This window comes from Streptomyces sp. R11, from assembly GCF_041051905.1.
Lineage (GTDB): Bacteria > Actinomycetota > Actinomycetes > Streptomycetales > Streptomycetaceae > Streptomyces.
In genome coordinates, this window is sequence record NZ_CP163432.1 from 65,222 (window position 1) to 81,759 (window position 16,538).

The following is a 16,538-nucleotide window of genomic DNA, read 5'->3' on the forward strand; positions in this document are numbered from 1 at the left end:
CCTGATGGCCGTGTCCGGGGCGGCAGTTGAGCGTTCGGCTCGGTGTGGGGACGTCGCCGTGGATCGTGTCGGATGAGCTGTGGGACTGCCTGGAGCCGTTGCTGCCGCAGCGAGAACGGCGCTTTCGCTACCCGGGCCGTAAGCCGTTACCGGACCGGGAGGTGCTGTGCGGGATCCTGTACGTACTGCACACCGGCATCCAGTGGGAGTACCTGCCCAAGGACCTCGGGTTCGGCTCGGGGATGACGTGCTGGCGCCGACTGCGGGACTGGAACGAGACCGGCGTCTGGCAGCGATTGCACGAGGTCCTGCTCGCCGAGCTCAACGCGGCTTCGCGACTGGACTGGTCCCGCTGCGTGGTCGACTCCTCCCACGTCAGGGCCCTAAAAGGGCGCAGCACACGGGCCCGTCGCCGGTCGACCGGTGCCGGGCCGGCTCGAAACACCACGTGATTACCGACGGGCACGGCACTCCGCTTGCGGTCCTGCTGACCGGCGGCAACCGCAACGACGTCACCCAGTGCCCCTGCTCGACGCGATCCCATCGGTCCGCGGCCGAGTCGGCCGCCCTCGCCGCAGACCAGACTCGCTGTTCGCCGATCGTGGTTACGACCACGACATCTACCGCGATCAGGTTCGCGTCCGCGGCATCGTGCCGGCCATCGCACGCCGAGGCACCCGGCACGGCACCGGACTGGGCACATACCGCTGGGTGGTCGAGCGCACCTTCGCCTGGATCCATGGCTTCCGCCGCCTGCGCATCCGCTGGGAACGACGGGCCGACATCCACGAAGCGTTCCTCAAACTGGCCTGCTGTCTCATCACCCACCGACAACTCGGCTCATTGTGTTAGCCGTTGTAAGTCTGTTTTTTTGCGCCTTCGCCCGGGGCTGATGCGCCGCGTTCCCGCGTTCGTTGGGCACAAACGTAGGGCCCGGCCGTCATGACGGCCGGGCCCTACGAAGGGTGCGCGCGAAGTTCAGATCACCATCGATACCACCGGCCGCGGCCACCGCCGGCACTGGTGGAGCGCATGACGAAACCGAGCAGCCACACCACCAGGACGGCAAGGGCCACCCACCAGAGGATCTTGACGGCGAAGCCGGCGCCGAAAAGGATTACCGCGAGAAGCAGAACAAGAAGCAGGGGAACCATAGTTATCAACCTCCTGCCCTCCGACTGCCCGGAAATTCACCACTCATTCCCGCGTAACACCTTGTTTATGAAGGGAAGGCCGGGGCACGCGTGGGTTTACCGCTACGGCGACACCAAAGGCTACGAGGAGGCATTCCAAGACTGCCGGCGAGAAGGCCAAGGCGAAGACCGAGCAGGCCAAGGGAAGACCAAGGAAGCCCTGGGAAGCGCCACCGGCAACGACCGCATGGCCGCCGAGGGACAGGCAGAAAAGAGCACGGGTGACGCCCGCGAGGCCAAGGAAAAGGCCAAGGACGCCTTCAAGCACTGACGTACCCTCTTTCCCCGACAGAAGGGCCTTCCCGCAAACACTCCGGGAAGGCCCTTCTCAATTCAGCAAGCAACCGCGCCTTGCTCGCGCTCTGACCGTCTGGTGACGACAGGTGCAGTCTGATCCGCTCGACGATTCAGACTGCTGCGGCCGACAAGTTCGAAGGCCGAGTCAGCATCGCGCCGTGTAACCGGGAGCGCATCATGAACAAGGCGACAGCGGGTACACGTAATTGCGCGATAACGACAACCTCGATGAAATCGACAAGGAACGACCCACGGGAAGAGTTCTATGGTCACACCGCTGGATAATCGGTCATCGTACGAACGAGACCCTGCGGCGCCCCTGCGACACAGCATCGCCTGGTACACGGACACATCGCTCGCCCAAGCCCGCGCGGCCGTACGCGCGCTGCTGGCCAGGGCCGGCTACGACCCCGACCACCGGCCTGGCCAGGACGCACAGCTCATCGTCACTGAACTGGTCACCAACGCGCTGCGCCACGCACCCGGCCCGGGAAGCCTGGCGCTGGAAGTGACACCCGACGCCGCCTTGCTGCGCATCACCGTAAGCGACAGTTCCCCTCGCCTGCCCGAACTGCGAACACACGACGGCCGCCGCGTCGGCGGTCACGGCCTGCGCCTGGTTGCCCGGCTGTGCGACCGGTTGCACACCGTCGCCCTGGATACCGGCAAGCAAGTCGCCGCTCACCTTGACCTGCGCAAGCCCGCCAATTAGCGGGCGTGTGAGGTAGCAAGAGCGCATTCGCATGTCCGCCATTCAGGAAGTCGCCGGTCCGTCGGCAGGCGTCAGGTGCCCGCCATGCCCGGGGCCTCCTCTCAGTTGTTGACGAGCATGCCTTCCCGCAACCGGGCGAGGGTGCGCGACAGCAGCCGGGAGACGTGCATCTGCGAGACGCCCAAGCGCTCGCCGATCTGGGCCTGGGTGAGTTCCTCCACGAACCGCAGGTGGATGATCTGCCGGTCCCGCTCTTCCAGTTCGGCGATCAGCGGAGCCAGGGCGTGGAAGTCCTCCACCAGCTCCAGCGCCTGGTCCTCGGTACCGATGAAGTCCTGCAGGACGCTCTCGCCGTCGTCGCTGGAGCCGACCGCGGCGTCCAGGGAGGAGGAGTTGTAGCCGTTGGCGGCCAGGCGGGCCTCGATGACCTCGTCCTCGGGCAGGCTCATCAGCTCCGACAGTTCCTTGACCGTCGGCGTGCGGCCCAGGCGGCTGCGGAGTTCCTCGGTGGCTTGGGCCAGTTGGACGCGGGCTTCCTGGAGCCGGCGAGGGACGTGCACGGCCCAGGTGGTGTCACGGAAGAACCGCTTGATCTCCCCCACGATGTAGGGGATGGCGAAGGAGGTGAACTCGACCTCCCGGGTCAGCTCGAACCGGTCGATGGCCTTGATCAGACCGATCATGCCAACCTGAACGATGTCCTCCATCTCCTCCGGCCCACGGCTGCGGAACCGCCCGGCCGCGAAACGGACCAAGGACATGTTCATCTCGATCAATGTGTTCCGCGCGTAGCTGTACTCGCGCGTGCCCTCCTCCAACACCGCCAGCTGATCGAAGAACATCCTGGACAGCTCGCGTGCGTCCTTCGGCGCCACCCGGGAAGGAGCGGCAACCTCCGGCAACTCGCACGCCTGCGCGTCCGTCGCCGCCGCGCTCATGAGCGCCATGACAAACCCCTCCCACCAACAAGACCAACCGCCGCTGCCGGCCGGATGCGACCGGCGCCGACGCGCGTCTACCCCCTCACCCTGCATGTATGCCGACTCGTATGGATGGAGGTGGGAACACACCGACAGGCGGCACGCAAGCGGTGGCCCGAAGCCGTCAGCACCGACTGGACCGTGTTCACCCCGACCGGCGAGCCACCCGCACGGCTGACCACTCAGGTGTTCCGAAGCAGCGGCAAGGCTGCCAGGCCGGCCACACTGCCGCGGGCGAAGGCACGAGGGACATGTTCATCTCGATCAGCGCGTTGCACGCGCCCTGGTACTCCAACGGCGAGGAGTATTGAGCCTCTGACGCTCACGAGGGAACGTGCACCGGTCAGAACGGCATGTGGCCGCGGGCCCGTCGACCAGCCGAACCGCTGCGGCCGGCAGCCTTGGAACTGCTGCGGAAGGGCTTACTGAGAACGCGCCCCAGGAAGCCGGGGGCCTTCCCGCCGGCCCGTGCTCCGGCGCCGAGTGTGCGCTGGGTGCCGCGTTGCGGATGGTGTGACAGGCGAGGTAGGAGGAAAGCGAGAAGCGCGAGAACGACGCATAGCGCGACGATTCCGACGATCATCATCATGCGACTCCTGAACGTGAGACGTGTCTGTCGGTTGCCCTCAGGGCACGAGGCCATGCGCGACGGGCAGGGGCGAAGGCGCCGATGCCACTGACGAGCAGATGTCCATGTCGGGTACCCGGGTACTTCACGGAACTACCGAACTCGCCGTGCTTTTATGCCTGGTCGTCGCGAGCGGAGCGTCGGCGAAGCCAGATGGGCAATCCGTACCAGCACATGGCGAACCACAACATGACACCGCCGACCAGCAATTCGGCGAGAAGGCTCGGCACGACGACGTGGAGGAGAAGCAGTAGCGTGCCGCCGATCGTCAACGCGAGAAGCACCATTCCGAACACCATCAGCCTGCCTGCAACCCTGACGATGTGGTCCTTCATGCGTTGCCCGGACAACAGCCGGTGTATGGACACCGGAGCAATCAGCGCCCCAGTAGCGGAGGCTCCGAGTATCACAGTGATCACGTAGACCACGTGATCGAAGGTTTCCAACTTGTGGAAGTGCGCAGTGAAGGCCACGCTCAGCAGGAAACCGAAGAGAATCTGCACACCGGTCTGCGCGACCCTTGTCTCTTGCAGGATCTCGTTCCACCTGCGATTCAGACGTTCCCGTTCCGGTTCCTGCGGTTCCGGGGTTCTGTGATCTCCCGCTTTGCGGCAACAGGGGCAGCCGGGCTGTGGCGCGTTGGACAGCGAACGGTCGGTCATGCTCAAGGCGTCCTCTCGTCGGGGAATACCCGGATGCCCGCCATCGGCGATTTCACGTCCCTCGGAGAAGGGCGACATGCTTGAGATCCGCGCCATGTGCCATGACGGGAATCGCTCCGTACCTCTGCCCCGAGGCACCTCTCGCTGGCCGAGAAGCAGCTCCGTAGTCAAGGGGGTTCACGGGGTACGCAGACCGGTGGGCGGGCCGTGCTGCGGCTGAGGAGCGCGGCGATGGCACCCGCCCCCCTGTGCCACGAGCTGCGATGATGGCGCCGATAACGGCGGCGAGTTCTGCGTCCCATCGCGCCACAGTGGCCGCTGGTGCGCGACCGGCTCGAAACGATGATCAGCCATCGGCGTCAACGGCCCTTGATGACCCGGCTGATCCCGTACGGAACCACCTCCGCCGCCCCTACGACGGTGAGGCGCGGCGCTATCTGCGGCTGGTCAACGCGGCGCACGAACGGGCCGATTCCTCGTGAGGGCCCGGCTTAGCCAACGCCCGGACCCGGGCCCTCACCCCTCTAATCGGGTGACAGAGGGCTCTGAGCAACCCGAGCGCTGGCTACTCGCGCGAGGCGGGGGTCGGACAAAAGCCGCAGTATGCGTCCTGCGGCCTGCGGGCCCGGAGGACGCATGCGTTGTGTCACACAGCAGGCAGGTGGATGCTGAAATGGACTGCGGGCAGGCGTGCGACATGACCGTGACCCGTTGCATCCGTGGATGAGCTCATGGCTACCTCCGAACGCTCCGACCAGGCGCTTCCCACCACAGACAGCAATCTGCGGGCGGAGGTGGAGCGGCTGAGTGTGGAGACCCAGCACCTGCACCAGGCAGTCGTCTCCCACGCCGTGGTCGACCAGGGCATCGGCGTTTTGACCGTCGTGGGCCAGATAGCGTCGGAGGACGGCTTCGCCATGCTGCGGGAAGTCTCCCAGCACACCAACATCAAACTGTCCGCCGTCGCAGAACACATCCTCAAGCACGCCCAAGGCGCCACACTCCCCGACATTCTGCTGGCAGAACTGCGCGCAGCCCTGGCCCGGCACGCCACCTCTCGGCCGGCTGGCCCGTGAACCGCACAGGCCGCCCATGCAACCTACTGAGGCCGGCCCCGGGGAGCGTCATCGCCGACCAGAGGGATACGGGCCGTGATGCGTTTGCCGACCGGCTCTCGCCGGGCATCGAAACCCTCAGCGACGGCCAGCACGATCTCCAGACCGTGCTGGCCCACCCGGCCGGCATCAGCGGCCCGCGCCACCGGCAGCACCGGGTCGGAATCCCACACCTCGACCTCCACCACACCGCCCTCGATCCTCAGATCCATCAGTACCGGACCGGGCGCGTACTTACAGGCGTTGGTGACCAGCTCACTGACAACCAACTGCGTGAGCTCCATACACCGCTGCGAGACCGCCACCCCGTGTTCGCTCTGGATGCGCCTCAGGAAGTCGACGGCCAGATGACGGGCCTGAGCAATGGTCGTGCCATCACCCTCCAGAGCCACCGTGCTCTGCAAGGAACAACGCCCGGCCCCGCCGTCCTCGCCCAGCGGCCCCGCTTGGCTCATCAATACCGTCGCTCCCCGTTCACACACTGCGCCTACCCGCCCGCACCCGATTGAGTCCACCGCGTACGGTGACACCGCAGCGGCGTGCAGGCTCCACTATCAAGACGGTTCACCCGAGCGATGCGGACAGTACTTGGGGCGAAACTCCGGGCGTGCCAGTATCGCCGACATGGCTAAGGAAGAAACGAAGGGTACGGAACAAGCTGTCCAACTGGGCCTGCTTTCGGTCGTTACCACCGTCAATGGCGATATCCGCGTGGTCTCCCCCACCGGCGAGATCGATCAGCAGACTGGCGAACCTCTACGGCAAGCCCTTGACGCCATCACTCCTCCCGGCCCCTGCGTCGTCGCCGACATGAGCGGCGTCAGCTTCATGGACTCCACCGGCATCAACATCCTCATCACCGCCCACCAGGATCTCGCGGAAGCCGGCGGCTGGCTGCGCCTGGCCGCACCCACCGAAGCTGTGCTGCACACCATCCAACTCGTCGGCATCGACACCGTCATCGACTGCCACAACACCCTGCGCCAAGCCCTCCACGCCTGACATCCCGCCCAGCGATGCTCACTCACTGCGTCCCAGCGCAGCAGGTCGGGCCGGGCGTCGGCGAGCTCGAAGGCCCGTTTGAGGCCCTCGTGAGGGCAGGTTCGATCCGGTGGATCCGCCTGCGGTCGGAGGTGCCGACCGGCAGGGGTGCGCTGCCGGTGACGGAGGTGATGGTGGCCAGGGCGAAGGGGCGTTGTTCGCGGCACCCAGGTGTGCAGTGTGTCCGCGATGTTCAGCATGGGGTTCTCCGTCGCGGGAGGCCGGGCGGATGGGGCGGGCCGCCGCACTGGAAGGCGTCCTGATCGATGAACGCCTGTTGCAGGGGGTGGAGTTGGTCGCCGTTGGCCAGGCCCTCGATCGTGGTGACCTCGGCACCTTCGGTCCGTACGGCGAGGGTGAGGCAGGCGTTCTGCCGACGTCCGTCGACCAAGACGGTGCAGGCCCCGCAGGCGCCCGGATCGCAGCCCTTCTTCGAACCGGTCAGGCCCAGGTGCTCGCGCAGCAGGTCCAGCAGGGAGGTGCGGTTGGCGACCGTGACCGTGTGGCGGGTGACATTGACGGTCGCGGTGAGGCGGCTGGAGGGCACCGAGGCGGCGGCTGCCGCCTCGGGCTGGGCCAGGAGGTCGGTGCCGAGGACGCCACCGGCGACCACGGCGGTGCCGACGGCCGTACCGGTGGCAATGAAGGTGCGCCGGGTCGGCGCTGTACGCGACTCCGGGCCGGCGGGTACGGCGACGGATTCTTGCGGGACGGGTTCGGTGGGCATGTGGGGAAACCTTCGCGTCGTGGAAACGGTCAACAGCACAGAGGTAGCGCCCGTGCGGGGCATGGCGGCATTGCCTCTTGGCGGCCAAGAGGCTTACGCGGGTTCGGTTCGGCTTGTACGAGAGCGGGACCGGGACGGGGGCCGGTAGGGCCCGGCCGGGGTGGTTACCGGGCGGTGCAGCCGCCGTCCACGGGGAGGCCGATGCCGGTGACGTAGCTGGCGCCGTCGCTGCACAGCCGCAGGACGGCCTGGGCAATCTCGTCGGCGGTGCCGAGCCGGTCGATGGCCTGGCCCGCTTCGGCCTGGCTGCGGTCGAGCTCTCCGCCTTCGACCATGGCGTCGACCATCGGTGTGCTGGTCGTGCCGGGACAGACGGTGCTGATACGGACTCCGCGGGAGCCGTATTCGAGGGCGGCGCTCTTGGTCAGGCCGATCACCCCGTCCTTGGTGGCGTGGTAGGCGGCGCGGGCCGGGTTGCCGACGAGGCCGCCCAGGGAGGAGCAGTTGACGATCGCTCCGCTGCCCTGGCCGCGCATGTGGCGCAGCTCGTGCTTCACGCTCGCCCGGATGCCGCGCAGGTTGATGGCCTGGACGCGGTCGAACTGCTCCGCGCTCTCGTCGGCGGCGTCGGTGGGCGGCGGCATGATCCCGGCGTTGTTGTAGGCCATGTCGAGCCGCCCGAACGTCTCCACGGTGCGGTCGACGGCGGCGGCGACCTGATCCTCGTCGGTGACGTCGCAGACCAGCGCGAGTACCTGGTGGCCCTCGTTGGCAAGCTGATTGGCGGCGGCGTTGACGCCGTCCTCGTTGATATCGGCGAGCGTGACGGCGGCCCCCGAGGCGGCGACGGCGCGGGCGGTGGCCAGGCCCATGCCGGAGGAGGCACCGGTGACGAAGGCGACCTGTCCGGAGAAGTCGTAGGTGGGATTCATGACAGGTGCGCCAGCACAGGTGTACGGACGTGGAGTTCAGCGGGCGCTCGTCGCGGTTGCATCGGCTGCCTGCTGCGGCTCGGCGGTGCAGGTGGTGTGGTGGGCGACGATCCGGGAGGGGCAGGTGGTGCCGCTGAGGGCGAGGGCGATCAGTGGCAGCAGGGTGAGTGCGGCGAAGACCGCGCCGGTCAGGGCTGGTCCGGTCAGCCCGAGCGAGGAGTCCAGCGCCTGGGCCGCGAGGGCCGAACCCGCGGCGATGCCGGTGTTGTATGCGGAAGTGGTCAGCGCCGAGGTGAGGGTGGGCGCGTCGCCGGCGAAGCGGACGGCGAGGGAGGTGACGACCGGGTTGACGGTGAATCCGGTCAGTGCCATGCCGAAGACCAGGGCCACGGCGGCCGCCGGGCTGTTCGAGGCCGGGATCAGGGCCAGCAGGATGAGGGCGGTGGCCGCCGCCGCGGCGATCGTCGTGGCCATCGGGTGGCGATCCCCGAGACGGCCGCCGATGGCGGTGCCGCCCAGCGCGCCGACACCGAAGGCGATCAGGACCAGTGGCACGGCGCCGGCCGGGATGCCCGCCCGGTCGGTCAGCAGCGGCGTGATGTACGTGTACGTCGCCAGAACCCCGCCCATGATCAGCACGGCAGCGCCGAGCGCCAGCCACAGCCGGCCCTGCCCAAGGGCCCGCACCTCGGCCTGCACCGACGTCACGGCCCGCTGCTCGGTACGGGGGATGAACCGGCCGACGAAGGCGGCGCCCAGGGCGGCGAGGACGGCCAGCGCCCAGAACGGGCCGCGCCACCCGGTGTAGTGGCCGACGAAGGAGCCGATCGGCACGCCGACGACGTTGGCCAGCGTGAGGCCGCCCATCATGACGCCGACCGCCCGCGTGGCGCTCGCGGGCCCGGCGGCGGTGGTGGCGATCACGAAGCCGACAGCCCAGAACGCGCCGGTGGCCAGGGCGGTCACCACACGGGCGGTGAGCACGACAGTGAAGGACGTGCTGAGCGCGGCGACGGCGTGCCCGACAGCGAAGACGGCCAGTGCGACGACAAGGGTGTGGCGCTGGGGCAGGCGCAGGGTGGCCATGGCCATCGTGGGCCCGCCGACGATCATCCCGACGGCGAACGCGGTGATCAGCAGACCGGCGTGCGACACACTCACATTCAGGTCGGCGGCCATCTCGGGCAGCAGGCCGGCGATGACGAACTCGGTGGTGCCCATCAGGAACGTGCCGCCGGCGAGCACCCAGACAACGAAGGGCAGTCGGCCGGGGGCAGGCCCGGTGGCGGAGAGCATGCGAAAACTTCTTCCCATACGAGGAGAGGTGGTGGGCGAGGTCAGGAGGCAGCCTCGATGGTGATCCGGTCGGCCCCGGACAGCAGGTCGGCGTCGGCGTCGATGTGGCCGAGGATCAGCAGGTCGGAGGAGGCGGAGGGGCCGTCCTTGTAGAAGATGGCGAGGTTGCCCCAAGGGGCGTAGTAGGTGAGGTCCCCGGTCTTCGGTGCTTGCGGTTCGGGGGCGTCCTCGGTGGTCAGCTTCCTCGGCGGGTCGGCGATCCGCTCGGTTCCGTGGAAGTCCTCCAGGTCCAGGATCAGCGGGAGCAGGGAGCCAAGGTCACGGGCGGCAGGACTGTCGTTCAAGGTCGCGTCGACGGGTCGGCCGTCGATGGTGATGCGGATGTCCATCGGAGTGCTCCTGTCTGTGCCGGACGGGCTCGCCGAAGCCGAGGTCTGCGGCTGCCCGGACGCCGGGGCGGACGATGAGGCGGAGGCTGTGGAGGAGGACTGCTCGGCCGGTGAGTCGTCGGAGCAGGCGGTCGCGGCAAGCAGCAGTACGCCGGTGGTGGCGGTGGCGGTCAGGGCCCGGCGAAGGGTGGAAGTCATGGGGTGCCGTCCTACGGCGCGGGCATGGGCTCGGCGTAGTGGCGGAAGCCCTTGCGGTCGGTGTGCAGGCCGTGCAGCCGCTCGGCGAGGACCTCGGGGCTGGAGTGCTCGGAGTCGGGGCTGATCGCGCCGGGGACGATGAGCTGCGCGGCGTGGATGTTCTCCGGGGCGAGCGCGGTGTGGAGCATCGCCGCATAGGCGCTCTCGGCGGCGAACGCGATCGAAGTGCCGGCCACGCTGGGCTTCGGGTGCACCGCGCTGCCGCCGTTGACGAACAACAGCGTGCCCCTGCCGAGCTCCCGCATACCGGGCAGAACAGCGTTCACGCAGGTGAGAGGGCCCTTCACGGAGAACGACAGCGGAGCATCCAGGTCGGCGGCACTGGTTTCCAGCACCGGCTTCATGAAGTCCGCCCGCGGCACCGGGCTGTACTGCAGGATCTCCACGGTGCCCAGATCCACAGCCGCCGTGTGCAGGGCCCCGGTCAGCGAGTCGGGGTCGAGGACGTCGGCAGAGTAGCCGCGGGCGCGGATTCGGTCGCTGCCCAGCGTCGCCACCAGTTCGTTGAGTCGAGCGGTGTGGCGGGCGAGGAGTGCGACGCTGTGGCCTGCCTTGCCGAATCGGCGGGCGGCAGCCAGTCCCAGGCCGGGACCTGCGCCGACCAGTGCGAACGTGGTCATGGTGAGTCCTTGGCGAAGAGAGGTACGAGGCGAGGGAAGGCGGCCAGCCGCAGCGGGTCAGCGGGCAGGGCGTGAGTGAGGTCGACCGACCTGTCCCGGATCAGCCGGTGGCCGGTGCGGCGGCGTATTCGTGGTCGGTGACGGGGTTCAGCCAGTGCACGACGGCGTGGTCGTCGTCGCCCTCGTTGATGGCCAGGTGGACCATCAGCCGGTTCGGCGCGGCGCCGTGCCAGTGCTCCTCGTCGGCCTCGAACAGGACACGGTCGCCGGGTCGGATGACGTCCACCGGTCCACCCCGGCGCTGGCACAGGCCGATCCCTTCGGTGATGAAGACGGTCTGGCCCAGCGGGTGGCGGTGCCAGTGGGTGCGGGCGCCGGGCATGAAGTGCACCAGGTTGGCGGTGACCCGGGACGGGGCCGGTGCTGCGGCTACGGCGTCGATGTAGACGTCGCCGGTGAACCAGTCGGCCGGGCCTTTCACGGTGTCGATCGAACTGCGGGTGATCTGCATGATCGCTCTCTGTGCGGTAGGAGGCTCAGGGGGTGAGGAGAGTCTTGATGGCGCGGCGTTCGTCCATGGCCTTGTAGCCCTCGGCGACCTGGTCGAGAGGCAGGGTGAGGTCGAAGACCTTGCCGGGGTCGATGGTGCCGGTCAGGACTCGGTTGATCAGGTCGGGCAGATAGCGGCGCACGGGCGCGGGGCCGCCACGCAGGCCGACATGGGAGAAGAACAGCTCCTGCCCATCGACGGCGACCTCGTGGGGGACGCCGACGAAGCCGACGTTGCCGCCGGGGCGGGTGGAGTGCAGGGCCTGCTGCATGGACTGGGCAGTGCCGACGCACTCCAGGACGCTGTCCGCGCCGATTCCGCCGGTCATCTCCTTGATCCGGGCCACACCCGCCTCGCCGCGTTCGGCGACGATGTCTGTCGCGCCGAACTCGCGGGCCAGCTTCTGCCGGGAGGCGTGGCGGGACATGGCGATGATGCGCTCCGCGCCCATCTCCTTCGCCGCGATCACCGCGCACAGGCCGACCGCGCCGTCGCCGACGACCACAGCGGTCGAGCCGGGCTTGACCTCGGCGGCCTCCGCAGCCCACCAACCGGTTCCCATCACGTCCGAGACCGCGAGCAGGCCGGGCCAGAACCGTTCGTCTGGAATCGCATCAGTGGCGACCAGCGTGCCCTGGGCGTTTGGGATGCGGACGTAGTCGGCCTGGCAGGTGGACATGAACTCGCGGTTCAGACAGCTCGACTGGAACCCGTTGCGGCAGTTCGCGCAGACGTTGTCCGAGGTGGCGAAGGAGCCGACGACGAACTGGCCGGGCTTGACCGCGGTGACCTCAGGCCCGACCTCCTCTACGAAGCCGACGTACTCGTGGCCCATCGGATGGGCGTGATCGGTCGGTTCCGCACCGCGGTACGGCCACAGGTCCGAGCCGCACACGCACGTCACCGCCGTGCGAATGATCGCGTCGGTCGGGTTCTCGATCTTCGGGTCTTCCAGAGTCTCGAAGCGGATGTCGCCGGGAGCGTGAATCACTGCGCCGCGCATGAGAGGTTCCTTTGCGTTACCGGGTACAGGGTGCAGACCCCAAGCACAGGCGGCGGACCGCCCGAGCCGGGTGCGGGGCCCCGCCCAGGTGGCAGGGAGGAGAAGCACCGCGTCCAGGTAAGCGCTTCTGCACACGCGTAGCGAGTCACTGACAAAGGGTGTACTGGCAGTACATCCCTATGACCTCGTTCGGGACGTACCGTCGATGGCATGGACAACCGTGAGGAGGTCCGCGAGTTCCTCACCTCGCGGCGCGCGAAGATCGCCCCCGACCAGGCCGGGCTGCCGTCCGGATCCCGGCGCCGTGTGCCGGGCCTGCGCCGCAGCGAGGTCGCGGCCCTCGCCGACATGAGCGTCGAGTACTACTCCAAGCTGGAGCGCGGCAACCTCGCCGGAGTCTCCCCCGCCGTCCTCGAAGCTCTCGCCCGCGCCTTGCAGCTCGATGACGCCGAACGCGCCCACCTGCTGAACCTGGCCCAGGCCGCCGACGGCTCCGAAGCCCTCGCGCGCCCCCGCCGCCGTGCCGCCACCCGGCAGTGGACACCGCACCGCAGCCTGCAATGGACCCTGGACGCGATCACCGCCGGACCGGCGTTCGTCCGCAACGGCCGGATGGACATCCTCGCCGCCAACCAGCTCTTCCGCGCCTTCTACACCGACGTCTACGCCTCACCCGACAACCAGCAGAACCTGGCCCGCTTCACCTTCCTCGACCCCGCCTCCCGCCGCTTCTACCCGGACTGGGACGCCTTCGCCGACATCACCGTCGCCATTGTGCGTGCGGAAGCCGGCCGCAACCCGCACGACAAGGACCTGCACGATCTCGTCGGGGAGCTGTGCACCCGCAGCGACGCCTTCCGCACCCGGTGGGGTGCGCACAACGTCCGCCACCACGGCACCGGCACCAAGCACTTCCACCACCACGCCGTCGGCGACCTCTCCCTGGCCTTCGAGGGCCTGGAGATGGCCGCCGTTCCCGGCCTCACCCTCACCATCTACACGGCCGAGCCCGGCTCACCCTCCGAAGAAGGACTGCGCCTCCTCTCGACCTGGGCCGCCACCCGGGAAACCGACCCGGACACGGAACGATCTGCGACCAGCTGAACGCCGACAGCGCCGAACCCAACAGGGGTCGGCGCTAGCGGTGCAGAGCTCCTCCGCTACCTCGTCGGCCGGCGTGGCGCATTTCGGGTCCGCAGGGCACCGGGCCTATCGCAGGGTGGCCTCGGTGCGCTGCGCGTAGGCGTCGAGCAGGGTGTCCTGCGCGCGGCTGTCGCCCACCGCGGGATGGACGTCGACCTCCGGTTCGCGGTGGAAGAAGAACCCGCCGAACCCTCGACTCGCCAGCTCTCTGCCCTCGGACAACCAGACCTGCGTCATGTAGCCCGCACGGAGACCATCGGGGGCGTACGGGCCGTTGGCGAACCCCATCAGCGTCGGCACCCCGCCCGGGGCCACAGCCGTGGCGCGGACCCTGGGCCGCCGCCGCGGGTGCTGCCTTCTCTTCCGGGGAGTCGCTTACAAGCCGGGACCCGTGAGGAAGCCCGGCGTACGGTGAGCCCGAGCACAGAGCAGCCGCCCTGGCCGCCACGCCCGCTTCCGCACCAGGAAGTCAACGCGCCAGCCGGCCTTCCCGGTGGTCCGTTCCCGAAGGGCGCGATGAGGCAGGCCCGGTTGATGGGTGTACTGGCAGGGCCACTGACCCAACTGGGCAAACCCCAAGCTCTACACGAACCACAGCCGCGCCCCCCAGTACATGGTCAACAGCAAGGAGCCCCGCGGCGGCCACACCATCACCTCGACCGCAACGCCTGGGACGCCCCGGTCGCCTCACCGGATGAGATCGAGCCTCACGCCGGGCTGAGGCTCTTTGCCAGCAAGCAGCCAATGCAGGAAATACGCCGCCCTCCTCGAACTGGCGCAGCTGCGCCGGACGGCCGGCGACCACCGGCATGCCGAAGCGCGCCCTGGGGGCGATACCGAAGTGGGCTGCTCTCCAGACTGCGCGAGTGGACCGGCGTGTCGACGCGGTCGAGGCCGGCTGAGTCGTGGTCGGCGCGGGGCGGCTCGACGTCGTGGGGCGGCGGCCGGTGGAGCGGGTGAGGGCGCTCCGCCAACCGCCGCTTTTCCTGCGTCAATACGTCAGTGCGTCAATACGTCAGTGCGTCAGACTTGACCGGCGCCTCCGCCATCGGGGCCGTATGACGCTGTCCCGTCACGCTGCCGAGCCAGCCGAGCAGGAACGCGACGGGCAGCGACACCAGGGCGACTGTCTGGAGCGGGAACCAGTCGATGTGCCACTCGGGCACCAGCGCCATCGGGTTGCCCGAGAAGACAGGGCTGCACACCTGGAGTCCGATCGCGGAGCCCAGGCCGCCGTACAGCGTCCACAGCAGCCCTCGGCGGGTGAAGCCCCTCCAGAACAACGCGTACACCAGCGCCGGGAGCAGGCAGGAGGCCGCCACGGCCAGGGAGAGCGTGGACAGGAAGCCCATGTTCCAGCCCTGGACCCACACCGCACAGCAGATGCTCAGCACCCCGACCAGAGCGGACGCGATACGGGCCGCGGCCACCTCCCGGCCCTCGGTGGTGCGCCCGCGGCGCACGACGTTGGTGACGAGATCGTGGGCGACCGCGCCCGCCGCCGCCAGGGTCACGCTCGCGACGACCGCCAGCGTCGTGAGGAACACCGCGCAGGCGACCAGCACGACGAGCCATGCCTCGCCCGTCTTCGCCGACGATCCTCCTGCCAGATCGCCGGTGAGCATCAGCAGGCTGCTGGTGGCTCCGGGGTCGGCGGCGAGAATCTTCGGGGCACCGATCATCGCCGCGGCACCGAAGCCCATCACCGTGGTGACGAGGCAGACGGCGCCGACGATGCCGATGGTGTGGCGGACCGTACGTCGGGCGGCGGCCGGGTCGGGCGCGGTGTTGAGCTGGGTGGCGACATGGGGCAGGCACGCCACTCCCAGCACCACGGTGATCATCAGGCCGATGAAGTCGAGCGTGCTCTCGACCGGGCCGCCGGCGGCGAAGCGCAGGCCCGGACGCAGATAGCCCTCGGGTCGGCCGCTGCCCTGAGCGGCGGCGTCGATGAGGGAGTCGGCACTCCAGTGGAAGCGGTGGAGCAGCACCGCGGCCACGGCGAGCGCCATGGCAAGCAGGAAAACTGTCTTGATCATCTGGAGCGCGATCATGCCTCGCATCCCGCCGAAGGCCGTGGCGCAGACGACGAGCGTGCCGATCATGACGATGACGGTCTGTTCCGCACCCGGCCCGGATAGGCCGAGCAGCATGGCGGTGGTCCGGCCCGCGCCGGAGAGCTGGACGATCAGATACGGGATACAGGCGCTCAGCGTGACGACGGCGGCCGCGATCCGCACGCCGGGCCCTGGGGCGCGCAGGGCGAAGGTGTCGCCGAGGGTGTAGCTGCCGCGCTCGCGCAGCGGACCGGACAGCAGGAGCAGGACGCCGAGCGACAGCACGGTGCACAGGGCGACGAACAGTCCGTCGAAGCCGAAGACCGCGACACTTCCCGTCGTACCGAGCACGGTCGCGGCCGAGAGATAGACGCCGGAGAGGACGATGGCGCCCTGCACGGGGCGCAGCCTGCGGCCCGCGGTGTAGAAGTCGTTGACCCGGTCGCGCTCGGGGCCGTTGAGCACACAGACGAGCAGCATCGGGACGATGAACGTCATGAAGCCGACGAGGACCCAGGAGCGGGTGTCCGCATCCAGGTCGAGGGAGCCGGGTGTCCCTGCGGCGAGCAGCATCTGAGGAAGCATCAGCGCTCCCCGTGCGGCTCGTACGCGGCCTCGCCGTAGGGCGCGCCGTCGTGGGCCTCGCCGTAGGGGGCCCCGTCGTGGGCGTCGCCGTAGGGGGTGCGGTCGTAGCGCGCCGCCGTCCACAGCAGGAGCGAACCCTGGGCGAGGAGTGCGACGACGCCGAGGGTGATCTGTCCGGCGACTCGCGTGGCCAGCAGGTCCTCGGCGGTGCAGGCGAGCAGGAGGTGGACCGCGAAGGTCAGTCCGTTGACGAGCGCGAAGGATCTGCCGGGCGGGTGGGGCCAGGGTCTTTGATGCGGCTGGGGGGTGTGCGGATGGACGTGCTGATGGGCCATGGAGCTCTCCTGGCG

General features: G+C 68.8%; 18 protein-coding genes and 5 pseudogenes. 7 read left to right on the forward strand and 16 right to left on the reverse strand.

The genetic code is table 11. The annotated features are described in order from the left end of the window. Positions 1-44 precede the first annotated feature (44 nt). A pseudogene (locus AB5J55_RS00410) lies at positions 45-852 on the forward strand (IS5 family transposase). A 131-nt stretch (positions 853-983) separates the two neighbouring features. On the opposite strand, the gene AB5J55_RS00415 reads toward AB5J55_RS00410, so the two are convergent. Further along, complete coding sequence (locus AB5J55_RS00415) at positions 984-1,154, reverse strand: hypothetical protein (RefSeq protein WP_055495969.1); 171 nt, start codon at positions 1,152-1,154, stop codon at positions 984-986. Positions 1,155-1,303: 149 nt separating this feature from the next. On the opposite strand from AB5J55_RS00415, the pseudogene AB5J55_RS00420 reads away from it, so the two are divergent. Together AB5J55_RS00420 and AB5J55_RS00425 are read left to right on the forward strand one after the other, a co-directional pair. Further along, positions 1,304-1,464: pseudogene (locus AB5J55_RS00420) on the forward strand (CsbD family protein); the annotation flags it as partial. A 291-nt stretch (positions 1,465-1,755) separates the two neighbouring features. Beyond that, a complete protein-coding gene (locus AB5J55_RS00425) occupies positions 1,756-2,202 on the forward strand; it encodes an ATP-binding protein (protein ID WP_369268696.1) in 447 nt (148 codons plus the stop codon). 101 nt (positions 2,203-2,303) lie between these two features. Here the strand turns inward: AB5J55_RS00425 and AB5J55_RS00430 are convergent, their stop codons facing one another. From AB5J55_RS00430 to AB5J55_RS00440, 3 genes are all read right to left on the reverse strand, one after another. Then, positions 2,304-3,149, reverse strand: a complete 846-nt coding sequence (locus tag AB5J55_RS00430; protein ID WP_369268697.1) for an RNA polymerase sigma factor SigF — start codon at positions 3,147-3,149, stop codon at positions 2,304-2,306. A gap of 376 nt (positions 3,150-3,525) precedes the next feature. Next, positions 3,526-3,768 (reverse strand): DUF6411 family protein, encoded by a 243-nt coding sequence (locus tag AB5J55_RS00435; protein ID WP_369276038.1) that lies wholly within the window; start codon positions 3,766-3,768, stop codon positions 3,526-3,528. Positions 3,769-3,923: 155 nt separating this feature from the next. Beyond that, positions 3,924-4,550, reverse strand: coding sequence for a DUF6328 family protein (locus AB5J55_RS00440; RefSeq protein ID WP_369268698.1), 627 nt, complete (start codon positions 4,548-4,550; stop codon positions 3,924-3,926). Between the two features lie 653 nt (positions 4,551-5,203). On the opposite strand from AB5J55_RS00440, the gene AB5J55_RS00445 reads away from it, so the two are divergent. Further along, positions 5,204-5,548, forward strand: coding sequence for an ANTAR domain-containing protein (locus AB5J55_RS00445; RefSeq protein ID WP_369268699.1), 345 nt, complete (start codon positions 5,204-5,206; stop codon positions 5,546-5,548). 23 nt (positions 5,549-5,571) lie between these two features. Here the strand turns inward: AB5J55_RS00445 and AB5J55_RS00450 are convergent, their stop codons facing one another. Continuing rightward, positions 5,572-6,042, reverse strand: a complete 471-nt coding sequence (locus tag AB5J55_RS00450; protein ID WP_369268700.1) for an ATP-binding protein — start codon at positions 6,040-6,042, stop codon at positions 5,572-5,574. A 169-nt stretch (positions 6,043-6,211) separates the two neighbouring features. On the opposite strand from AB5J55_RS00450, the gene AB5J55_RS00455 reads away from it, so the two are divergent. After that, positions 6,212-6,589, forward strand: coding sequence for an STAS domain-containing protein (locus AB5J55_RS00455; protein ID WP_369268701.1), 378 nt, complete (start codon positions 6,212-6,214; stop codon positions 6,587-6,589). Between the two features lie 127 nt (positions 6,590-6,716). Here AB5J55_RS00455 and AB5J55_RS00460 read toward each other — a convergent pair. From AB5J55_RS00460 to AB5J55_RS00495, 8 genes and pseudogenes are all read right to left on the reverse strand, one after another. After that, positions 6,717-6,828, reverse strand: a pseudogene (locus AB5J55_RS00460) (XdhC family protein); the annotation flags it as partial. Between the two features lie 41 nt (positions 6,829-6,869). Then, positions 6,870-7,355 (reverse strand): annotated as a pseudogene (locus tag AB5J55_RS00465) ((2Fe-2S)-binding protein); the annotation flags it as partial. Between the two features lie 164 nt (positions 7,356-7,519). Further along, positions 7,520-8,287 carry an SDR family NAD(P)-dependent oxidoreductase gene (locus AB5J55_RS00470; RefSeq protein ID WP_369268702.1) on the reverse strand — a complete coding sequence of 256 codons (768 nt, stop codon included), beginning with the start codon at positions 8,285-8,287 and terminating at the stop codon, positions 7,520-7,522. A gap of 36 nt (positions 8,288-8,323) precedes the next feature. Next, positions 8,324-9,583 (reverse strand): MFS transporter, encoded by a 1,260-nt coding sequence (locus AB5J55_RS00475; RefSeq protein ID WP_369268703.1) that lies wholly within the window; start codon positions 9,581-9,583, stop codon positions 8,324-8,326. 41 nt (positions 9,584-9,624) lie between these two features. Beyond that, complete coding sequence (locus AB5J55_RS00480; RefSeq protein ID WP_369268704.1) at positions 9,625-10,170, reverse strand: cyclophilin-like fold protein; 546 nt, start codon at positions 10,168-10,170, stop codon at positions 9,625-9,627. Positions 10,171-10,181: 11 nt separating this feature from the next. Then, positions 10,182-10,850, reverse strand: coding sequence for an SDR family oxidoreductase (locus tag AB5J55_RS00485; protein ID WP_369268705.1), 669 nt, complete (start codon positions 10,848-10,850; stop codon positions 10,182-10,184). A gap of 100 nt (positions 10,851-10,950) precedes the next feature. Further along, positions 10,951-11,361 (reverse strand): cupin domain-containing protein, encoded by a 411-nt coding sequence (locus AB5J55_RS00490; RefSeq protein ID WP_369268706.1) that lies wholly within the window; start codon positions 11,359-11,361, stop codon positions 10,951-10,953. A 25-nt stretch (positions 11,362-11,386) separates the two neighbouring features. Further along, complete coding sequence (locus tag AB5J55_RS00495) at positions 11,387-12,403, reverse strand: zinc-dependent alcohol dehydrogenase family protein (protein ID WP_369268707.1); 1,017 nt, start codon at positions 12,401-12,403, stop codon at positions 11,387-11,389. A 210-nt stretch (positions 12,404-12,613) separates the two neighbouring features. Between AB5J55_RS00495 and AB5J55_RS00500 the strand changes: the two genes are divergently transcribed. Further along, complete coding sequence (locus tag AB5J55_RS00500) at positions 12,614-13,507, forward strand: helix-turn-helix transcriptional regulator (protein WP_369268708.1); 894 nt, start codon at positions 12,614-12,616, stop codon at positions 13,505-13,507. 105 nt (positions 13,508-13,612) lie between these two features. Here the strand turns inward: AB5J55_RS00500 and AB5J55_RS00505 are convergent, their stop codons facing one another. Continuing rightward, on the reverse strand, positions 13,613-13,834 hold the full coding sequence (locus tag AB5J55_RS00505) for a hypothetical protein (RefSeq protein ID WP_369268709.1): 222 nt from the start codon (positions 13,832-13,834) through the stop codon (positions 13,613-13,615). Positions 13,835-14,126: 292 nt separating this feature from the next. Here AB5J55_RS00505 and AB5J55_RS00510 point away from each other — a divergent pair. Continuing rightward, positions 14,127-14,233 (forward strand): annotated as a pseudogene (locus AB5J55_RS00510) (peptidoglycan-binding protein); the annotation flags it as partial. A gap of 320 nt (positions 14,234-14,553) precedes the next feature. Here AB5J55_RS00510 and AB5J55_RS00515 read toward each other — a convergent pair. Together AB5J55_RS00515 and AB5J55_RS00520 are read right to left on the reverse strand one after the other, a co-directional pair. Beyond that, positions 14,554-16,188 carry a cation acetate symporter gene (locus tag AB5J55_RS00515; RefSeq protein WP_369268710.1) on the reverse strand — a complete coding sequence of 545 codons (1,635 nt, stop codon included), beginning with the start codon at positions 16,186-16,188 and terminating at the stop codon, positions 14,554-14,556. After that, on the reverse strand, positions 16,188-16,523 hold the full coding sequence (locus AB5J55_RS00520; protein WP_369268711.1) for a hypothetical protein: 336 nt from the start codon (positions 16,521-16,523) through the stop codon (positions 16,188-16,190). The genes AB5J55_RS00515 and AB5J55_RS00520 overlap by 1 nt, the downstream gene beginning before the upstream one ends. Positions 16,524-16,538: the final 15 nt, after the last annotated feature.

Coding starts and splice junctions, on each gene's coding strand:
- AB5J55_RS00415 (WP_055495969.1), bottom strand. CDS start 1,154: ATGGTTCCCCTGCTTCTTGTTCTGCTTCTCGCGGTAATCCTTTTCGGC.
- AB5J55_RS00425 (WP_369268696.1), top strand. CDS start 1,756: ATGGTCACACCGCTGGATAATCGGTCATCGTACGAACGAGACCCTGCG.
- AB5J55_RS00430 (WP_369268697.1), bottom strand. CDS start 3,149: ATGGCGCTCATGAGCGCGGCGGCGACGGACGCGCAGGCGTGCGAGTTG.
- AB5J55_RS00435 (WP_369276038.1), bottom strand. CDS start 3,768: ATGATGATCGTCGGAATCGTCGCGCTATGCGTCGTTCTCGCGCTTCTC.
- AB5J55_RS00440 (WP_369268698.1), bottom strand. CDS start 4,550: ATGTCGCCCTTCTCCGAGGGACGTGAAATCGCCGATGGCGGGCATCCG.
- AB5J55_RS00445 (WP_369268699.1), top strand. CDS start 5,204: ATGGCTACCTCCGAACGCTCCGACCAGGCGCTTCCCACCACAGACAGC.
- AB5J55_RS00450 (WP_369268700.1), bottom strand. CDS start 6,042: ATGAGCCAAGCGGGGCCGCTGGGCGAGGACGGCGGGGCCGGGCGTTGT.
- AB5J55_RS00455 (WP_369268701.1), top strand. CDS start 6,212: ATGGCTAAGGAAGAAACGAAGGGTACGGAACAAGCTGTCCAACTGGGC.
- AB5J55_RS00470 (WP_369268702.1), bottom strand. CDS start 8,287: ATGAATCCCACCTACGACTTCTCCGGACAGGTCGCCTTCGTCACCGGT.
- AB5J55_RS00475 (WP_369268703.1), bottom strand. CDS start 9,583: ATGCTCTCCGCCACCGGGCCTGCCCCCGGCCGACTGCCCTTCGTTGTC.
- AB5J55_RS00480 (WP_369268704.1), bottom strand. CDS start 10,170: ATGACTTCCACCCTTCGCCGGGCCCTGACCGCCACCGCCACCACCGGC.
- AB5J55_RS00485 (WP_369268705.1), bottom strand. CDS start 10,850: ATGACCACGTTCGCACTGGTCGGCGCAGGTCCCGGCCTGGGACTGGCT.
- AB5J55_RS00490 (WP_369268706.1), bottom strand. CDS start 11,361: ATGCAGATCACCCGCAGTTCGATCGACACCGTGAAAGGCCCGGCCGAC.
- AB5J55_RS00495 (WP_369268707.1), bottom strand. CDS start 12,403: ATGCGCGGCGCAGTGATTCACGCTCCCGGCGACATCCGCTTCGAGACT.
- AB5J55_RS00500 (WP_369268708.1), top strand. CDS start 12,614: ATGGACAACCGTGAGGAGGTCCGCGAGTTCCTCACCTCGCGGCGCGCG.
- AB5J55_RS00505 (WP_369268709.1), bottom strand. CDS start 13,834: ATGGGGTTCGCCAACGGCCCGTACGCCCCCGATGGTCTCCGTGCGGGC.
- AB5J55_RS00515 (WP_369268710.1), bottom strand. CDS start 16,188: ATGCTTCCTCAGATGCTGCTCGCCGCAGGGACACCCGGCTCCCTCGAC.
- AB5J55_RS00520 (WP_369268711.1), bottom strand. CDS start 16,523: ATGGCCCATCAGCACGTCCATCCGCACACCCCCCAGCCGCATCAAAGA.